The organism is Thermus thalpophilus (assembly GCF_022760915.1).
GTDB lineage: Bacteria > Deinococcota > Deinococci > Deinococcales > Thermaceae > Thermus > Thermus thalpophilus.
This window is the reverse complement of the sequence record NZ_JAKTNS010000060.1, coordinates 1-6918: the sequence shown is the minus strand read 5'-3', so window position 1 is coordinate 6918 and position 6918 is coordinate 1. Positions and strand designations below refer to the sequence as shown.

The 6918-nt window shown below is 62.7% G+C and carries 7 protein-coding genes and 2 pseudogenes; 6 read left to right on the top strand and 3 right to left on the bottom strand.

The window, feature by feature from the left end; genetic code table 11:
• Positions 1–686: 686 nt before the first annotated feature.
• Positions 687–1578 (bottom strand): annotated as a pseudogene (locus tag L0D17_RS13835) (transposase family protein).
• Positions 1579–1712: 134 nt separating this feature from the next.
• Here L0D17_RS13835 and L0D17_RS12670 point away from each other — a divergent pair.
• From L0D17_RS12670 to L0D17_RS12655, 4 genes are all read left to right on the top strand, one after another.
• Positions 1713–2087, top strand: a complete 375-nt coding sequence (locus tag L0D17_RS12670; RefSeq protein ID WP_243095635.1) for a hypothetical protein — start codon at positions 1713–1715, stop codon at positions 2085–2087.
• A 3-nt stretch (positions 2088–2090) separates the two neighbouring features.
• On the top strand, positions 2091–2378 hold the full coding sequence (locus L0D17_RS12665; RefSeq protein WP_038032521.1) for a hypothetical protein: 288 nt from the start codon (positions 2091–2093) through the stop codon (positions 2376–2378).
• 163 nt (positions 2379–2541) lie between these two features.
• Entirely contained in the window at positions 2542–3150 is a 609-nt protein-coding gene (locus tag L0D17_RS12660; RefSeq protein WP_243095634.1) for a C39 family peptidase, read from the top strand.
• Entirely contained in the window at positions 3141–3872 is a 732-nt protein-coding gene (locus L0D17_RS12655) for a hypothetical protein (RefSeq protein WP_243095633.1), read from the top strand. The genes L0D17_RS12660 and L0D17_RS12655 overlap by 10 nt, the downstream gene beginning before the upstream one ends.
• 2 nt (positions 3873–3874) lie before the next feature.
• On the opposite strand, the gene L0D17_RS12650 is transcribed toward L0D17_RS12655, so the two are convergent.
• A complete protein-coding gene (locus tag L0D17_RS12650; protein WP_243095632.1) occupies positions 3875–4618 on the bottom strand; it encodes a hypothetical protein in 744 nt (247 codons plus the stop codon).
• Between the two features lie 32 nt (positions 4619–4650).
• Positions 4651–5542: pseudogene (locus L0D17_RS13830) on the bottom strand (transposase family protein).
• Here L0D17_RS13830 and L0D17_RS12635 point away from each other — a divergent pair.
• On the top strand, positions 5522–6037 hold the full coding sequence (locus tag L0D17_RS12635; RefSeq protein WP_243095630.1) for a hypothetical protein: 516 nt from the start codon (positions 5522–5524) through the stop codon (positions 6035–6037). The pseudogene L0D17_RS13830 and the gene L0D17_RS12635 sit on opposite strands and share 21 nt — an antisense overlap.
• 15 nt (positions 6038–6052) lie before the next feature.
• Positions 6053–6562, top strand: coding sequence for a hypothetical protein (locus L0D17_RS12630; protein WP_243095629.1), 510 nt, complete (start codon positions 6053–6055; stop codon positions 6560–6562).
• Positions 6563–6918: the final 356 nt, after the last annotated feature.

Sequence of the window (6918 nt, the reverse complement as noted above, 5' to 3'; positions counted from 1 at the left end):
GGGCGAGAAGCCCACCCTTACAGGGGGACACCCTTATCCCCCACCCCCGGCTGACACCTCAGCCGGGGTTTTCTGTTTGCCCCTCAAGCCGCCTGGAAGGCCCCTGGAAGGCCGGGGAAGGGGTGGGGGGCTACTTCCCCTTGGCCCTCGAGGGGGCGGCCTTCTAGGGCCCTTAGAGGCCGGGAGAGGTGGTCTTTTGCAAGTCCATGCCCTTCCCACCCCCCGGGGATCCCGGGGGGTGGGGTGCATAAACCCCCCAGGTCTTCCCTGGATCCCCGGCAAGCCTATGCGGTCCGAGGGGTCATTTTGGTCGCTTTTCGCCCTTTCCTGCGCGAAAGTTCGCCTTCGCGAAAGAGCCCCCCTCTCGAGGGCGAGCCGGGCACGCCGTCGGCCGGGGTCCGGCCCGCCCAAGGGAAGGGGCCCCTGGCCCGCCCTAAGGTCCCTGGGGCCGGAGCGAAAGGGAGTAGCCCCGCCAGGGCAGGGCCTTAGGACCTAAAGGGCGCTCGGTGTGCCTGATCGCTTGGGTTCACGGGAGGAAGCTCCAGTACCACTTCAGGTAGCCCGCCTCGTTGGGGTCTTCCACGATGACCAGCACCTTCAATCCCTTGCCTTCATACATGTCCATGGGCATCAAGCGCGGGCCCGGGGTAGTCAACCGCCCATTTCCGGTTCCTTCGTGTGCTACCTCATAGCTCCCCCCTAGCCATTTTCAAGAGCACCCGGCTACGGATGAGGTTGTGGACCAGCAGGATGAGGTTCACCCGGGCCACTAGACCCCAGTAGGACCGAACCTCTATCCGGTGAAGCCCCAAAGAGCGTACCATCACGCTAAACCGGGTCTCGATCCAGTTGCGTACCCTCCCCATCCACTCTCTCCACCCCGTCTCCACCACCTTCCCTCCCCTGACCCGATAGGGCGGGGTCTTGACCCCCTGGACCCAGCGGAAGCCCCGGTCCCCCAAGACCGCGGGCAGACCGTCCAGCAGGTCCCTCCCCCAGGTCTCCCGGGCGTTGCCGGGGAGAATGGCCCAACGAAAAAAGAGGCCCCGCTCGTTCATCACCGGCATGAGAACGTAGCCCGCGAAAGCCCCCAGGGGTCCCACCCCCACGGCGGCCTCAGGAAGAGAGAGGCCGTGAATCCGGTGGCCGTGGGCCAGGGGGATGGGTTTAAGGTCCACCACCTGCAGGAGGCCTTTTCCCCCGGAGAGCCTCATGGCCAGGTGAGCCAACAGCCCCTGGGCCTTCTGAAGGACCCGGTAGAAGCGAGAGCTGCTTCCCCGAAGGGGAACATCTTGGGGTGGGGGAGGGAGGGGAAGTAGGCCTTGAGGGTGGTCTTGGCGGCCAGGTAGCCTTTGGCGAGGTCCTGGCCTTGCAACAGGAGGAAGATGGCGAGGGCCAGGAGTTCGGCCAGGGTGGCCTTTTGGTGCTTTTGCTTTTTGGGGAGCTTGAAACCTTGAGCGACGAGGGCTTTGAGTTCGTCATCCACCCAAATGTAGGTAGCCACGATGAGGGTCTCTGCGTCAAGATGGTAGGTCAGCCAAAGGCTACGTTCTGGGGGTGCTCACGGTCTTGTGGCATAGCACCCCCTCTTTTTTCACACCCTGGGGGGACAGATCAAGTAGCACACGAAGGGATGTATTGACCGATTACAACTTCTTGACAGGAAGGGGGGGGGGGGGGCGTGGTAACCTCACCCTTGAGGGGGTTGAGCCATGCGCAAATTCCTCTTGGTGCTGATGGCCTTTGGGCTGTTGGCCTATGCCCCGTTGGGCGCTAGGGCGCAGGGGCACATCCTGGCCCTGGGAGTACGGGGTGAAGTTCAAACAGTTGAGTGGGCTACTTCCTTGCTTGAATCTTCTTCGCTTTTTTCGGATGAGGAGCTAGCTCTTTACGAGGGAGAGGGAGTTATTGAGGGGGTTATTGGTGGTCTTTCAGGGGCGATTAGTGCTGCTTTAGCGTATGCGGTAGATGCAGCCATAGGTTGCAATACCGGGCGTTGCGATGCGAATGCTCGTGACTTTGCGGCGAACGTTGGTAAAGGTTTTGTTTATGGATTTGTGTTTGGACTCTTAACTTCGCCTTGGTGAGGTATGGCGATGATGTGGAAACTTAGGCCTTGGCAATCCTTTCTTCTTGTGGCTTTAGCTTTCTTTGGACTCATTAACCTGTTTACGTTGGTGCTCGACAAAAGAGTAGAGGCTAGAGAAGCTCCTGGGCTACTGTTGCAGGCCTTTTTCTTCAGTTTCCTGTATCATGCCACACTCTCTTGGGTGAAAAAGGTTGGCGAATGGCGTGCTTTGGGCGTTCTTTCCTTGGTCGCCTTAATTGTTGTGGGTTTATCATTTCTTGTTGTTCTTTTCTACTCCCGCGGATACTGAGCCTTAGCCTTTGATGATTTTCTTGTCAGATCGAACACCAGGCTGGTTCTACTCAGGATGGCTAGGGTGGAGCTAAGAGGTAACACAGGAAGGCGTAAGTCAAAAGATGGCTTGTGTCCCCGCGGCTCCTATATTGCATCTCATCCTCCCACTTCTCTTCTGGGTGTTTTTTGCCGAAGCAAGTGCCCTGTCTTCTTATCGCACCCTTCGCTACACCCACGTCGTCGGCCAGACGGACTGGTACACCTGCGGCGCGGCGGCGGTGGCCACACTGCTCACCCACTACTATGACGACCCGGCCACGGAAAGCGAGGTCCTGGAGGTGGCCGTCCGTGAGACGGAGGCCTCGGGGAAGGACCCGCGGGAGGGGCTTACTGCCCTTTCCTTGAAGCGGTACCTGCAGGGGCGGGGGTACGAGGTGAAGGCCTACCGGGTGGACCTGGAGGGGCTCGCCGACTACTTCCGCCGCGGAGGGCTTCCGGTCATCGGCCACGTCACCAAGCCCCAGCTCCACTTTCTGGTGATCGCGGGCATCGTGGACCCGCCTGGGGACGGCCCTGCCCAGGTGCTCCTTGCCGACCCCTCCTGGGGCCGGCGCATCGTACCCATAGAGGCCCTAGTGACGGAGAAGGGCTTCTCCGGGGTCATCCTGCTGGCCCTTCCCCGGTCGGCGGCCCAGATGGGGCGGGTAAGGGCCAACCAGGAGGCGGAGCTCTCCTGGGCGCTTTCCCGGCTTCGCCGGCTGGAGGCCCTCGGGGGGAGGTGGCCTTGAGGCTTCTGCCCCTCTTCCTGGCCTTCGCCGCCTGGGCCCTGGCCCAGGTGGACCCCTTGCGCCCGGCGGAGGAGCCCCCCCTGGGCTACCGCCTCACCCTCTCCTACGCCCCCTCTGCCCTCCAAGGGGTGGGGGCGGACGAACGGGGTCCCTACGCTTTCCTGCGGGTGGGGCACGGATTGAGCCTGTCCTTGGGTCTCAGCTACCGGGTGGCTCCGGACCTCTTCCTGGAGGGCCGGTTGGGGGGCACCTACACCCTGTTCGGGGAGAGGCGGGACTACGGGCAGGCAGGGGAAGTCCTCTGGCGAGGGGAGAGCAGGCCTTCCCTTGGGGTGGGGCTGGCCTACCGGTTTCCCGACCTCTGGGGCCGCCCCCGGGTGCGCCTGGGGCTGGGGTACCCCTGGGCCCTGGAAGGGGAGGCCAGTGGGAGCCTCCTCAGGGATCCGGTGGTGGCCACCTGGGCCTTGGGGGTTTCCTACCCCTGGGGCGGCGTGCCCGTCCTGGGGCTGGGCCTGGGCCTGTCCCTGGTGGCCAACGAGGTGTGGAGCCTAGGGCTTGGGGCCTCACTCTTCCTGCCTCTGGGGCTGGAGCCCCCCGGGGGAGCCCTCCTCCTGCGGGCGGGGTACGCCCTGGACCCCGAGGGGAAGGGAGAGGTGGGGGTGCGGGTAAGGTACGGCGACGGGGGCTTTGCCCTAGGCCTGGAACTCACGGGCCCCCTCTAGCCTCAGCGGAAGAGGGCTTCCTCCAGGGGGAGGTCCACCTGGGCTTCCAGGGTTTCTCCCCGGGAGAAGAGGACCCACCGGTCCCCTTGCCGAACATAGCCTTCCCCCTTCAGGGGGTGACGGGCCCCTCCTTCTTCCCGGAAGTCCCGGTAGAGGAAGAGGGTCTCCGCTCCCACGATGGGGGAGAAATAGCCTTCCCCCACCACCTTTCCCTCCCGAAGGTACACCTTCCCCTCGTAGGGCTTGGCTTCCAGCACCCCCTTGGGGAGACAGGCGTGGGTTCGGCGCACCACCCGGTAGGCCTCCGCCTCGCTGCCATCGGGGAGGGTCACTTTCCCCAGGGAAGCCACCTCGTCATAACCGAAGGCGGCCCCGGTGAAGCCTGTCTGCCAGGCGAAGATGAGCTCCAGGAAGAGGCGGTCGTCCAGGGGGGTTTCCCTGCCGTCCGGGAGGCGGAGGAACTGGCGCTCCCGGGTGTAGACCAGGGTGGCGGGCGCCTTCTCGCCCTCGGGGGCGATCTCCAGGCGAAGGCGGCAACCGCCGAGGTCAAGGTAGGTCCGGATCCGCAAGACCTGCGTTTCCTGGCCCTCGGGGGTGAAGTAGACTACCCGGTCCAGGCCCTGGTAGGTCCTGCCCCTCCAGTCGCCGAAGGCGGCCTTGAGGGCGGATTCCACCGCTTCCTTGGGGGACTGGGTGAGGGCCAACGGGCTGAACAAGGCCAGAATCAGGGCAAGGGATCGTTTCATGGTATGAGCTTAACATTCCTTCGTGTGCTACCTCATAGCTCCACCCCGGCCATCTTCAGGAGCACCCGGCTACGGATGAGGTTGTGAACGAGCAGGATGAGGTTCACCCGGGCCACCAGACCCCAGTAGGACCGCGCTTCTATCCGATGAAGCCCCAAAGACCGGACCATCACGCTGAAGCGGGTCTCGATCCAGTTGCGTACCCTCCCCATCCACTCTCTCCACCCCGTCTCCACCACCTTCCCTCCCCTGACCCGATAGGGCGGGGTCTTGACCCCCTGGACCCAGCGGAAGCCCCGGTCCCCCAAGACCGCGGGCAGACCGTCCAGCAGGTCCCTCCCCCAGGTCTCCCGGGCGTTGCCGGGGAGAATGGCCCAACGAAAAAAGAGGCCCCGCTCGTTCATCACCGGCATGAGAACGTAGCCCGCGAAAGCCCCCAGGGGTCCCACCCCCACGGCGGCCTCAGGAAGAGAGAGGCCGTGAATCCGGTGGCCGTGGGCCAGGGGGATGGGTTTAAGGTCCACCACCTGCAGGAGGCCTTTTCCCCCGGAGAGCCTCATGGCCAGGTGAGCCAACAGCCCCTGGGCCTTCTGAAGGACCCGGTAGAAGCGAGAGCTGCTTCCCCGAAGGGGAACATCTTGGGGTGGGGGAGGGAGGGGAAGTAGGCCTTGAGGGTGGTCTTGGCGGCCAGGTAGCCTTTGGCGAGGTCCTGGCCTTGCAACAGGAGGAAGATGGCGAGGGCCAGGAGTTCGGCCAGGGTGGCCTTTTGGTGCTTTTGCTTTTTGGGGAGCTTGAAACCTTGAGCGACGAGGGCTTTGAGTTCGTCATCCACCCAAATGTAGGTAGCCACGATGAGGGTCTCTGCGTCAAGATGGTAGGTCAGCCAAAGGCTACGTTCTGGGGGTGCTCACGGTCTTGTGGCATAGCACCCCCTCTTTTTTCACACCCTGGGGGGACAGATCAAGTAGCACACGAAGGGATGTCCTAAACGGGACCAACGCCTGGCTCAGGGATAACGGGCTTCCCTGGCGGCTGGATGGGACCTGGCTTAGGGATCTCGATCCCTTAGCCTTGTACCACTTCCTGCCGGCCGTTAATTGGGTCGTCTGGTCCCAGAACACCTGGCGAGTCAATGAGATCCTCAAGGGATCCATCGGGCATGACGATCGGCCAGCCATCATCCTCTACGCCACAGACGTACGGCTCAACTTATTCCCCATTCTCCCCCGTATAGGGGGGGCCCATTATGGCCTGTCCCAAAGGTTTGAGGTCATTGAGTACTGGGACTGGTCGGCGAATTGGGCGTACGTAAGAACAGACCAAGAAATAGGAGACCTCCTCTACTGGAATGGAAGCCCGAAGGTCTTCCTCTCGGACTACTGGGACCTCACCTTCGGGGCCTACCGGATGGTACGCTAGGCGAGGAGGGAAGATATGGGTCTAAGAGTTGGACTTCTCCTTGTTTCCCTCGGCTCTCTCCTCCTCGGGGGCTGCTTTTTCCCCCCCAACCCTGCCCAGCAAGGCCTAGATTTCGCCTACTACCCCACCTCCCCCAGGGTCTGCACGGAGGGGGTGAAGGTAGACCTGGAGCTCCCCAGGTGGGAGACGCTTAATGTGTTTCTTGTCAGGAACAACTCCCCCGAGTTCACGGTCATCTCCCGCACAAACCCCGACTTCAAGATCGTGGAGGCCACCACCTACCCCACGCCTGAGGAGTTCTTCCAGGAGAGATCTGCGCCTGCGGATGTCTACTACAGCGTCAGGTACTCTCTCGATCGTTCGGTTCGGAATCCTCCACCCGTGGAGGTGCTCCTGACCTGCCTGAGCTCTACTCCGAGGCTCAGCTGGAGGGCTACGTATCCCTTCGGGGGACGCATTAGGTTCGCCCTCATCGAAGACCCCACGGAGGAAAGCGGCCTGAAGGTCCTGGCAAGGAAACACTAGACCGTGGATGGAAGGGGTCTGGCTCAGGGGCCTCGATGACTTCACCGTATGGTGGCCCCCCTGGGTCCAACCTGGGAGGTAGAGCCTACCGGGGAGGCTCCGGACCCTGCCCCAAGAAGGCCCCTCTCGCCCGCCCTAAGGCCCCTAGAAGGCCGGGGGGCATGGGGAGGGGTAAGGAAGGTGCCCCCCCGCCCACCCCCCGCCTTAAAAGCCGTTTTAGGGGCGGTCCTCGAGGGGGGAAATCGGGGTTTTTGCCGTCCTGGACGATGAAAATCGCACGTGGCCGGGGTAAATATGTGAAGTATCTCACTTTTTCTCGGATCTCGGGTTATCTACCCAAAGGAAAAGGGAATTTT

Excerpts from the sequence above, each read along its gene's own strand:
- L0D17_RS12665 (WP_038032521.1), top strand. The coding sequence starts at position 2,091 with ATGGCGATGATGTGGAAACTTAGGCCTTGGCAATCCTTTCTTCTTGTG.
- L0D17_RS12670 (WP_243095635.1), top strand. The coding sequence starts at position 1,713 with ATGCGCAAATTCCTCTTGGTGCTGATGGCCTTTGGGCTGTTGGCCTAT.
- L0D17_RS12630 (WP_243095629.1), top strand. The coding sequence starts at position 6,053 with ATGGGTCTAAGAGTTGGACTTCTCCTTGTTTCCCTCGGCTCTCTCCTC.
- L0D17_RS12650 (WP_243095632.1), bottom strand. The coding sequence starts at position 4,618 with ATGAAACGATCCCTTGCCCTGATTCTGGCCTTGTTCAGCCCGTTGGCC.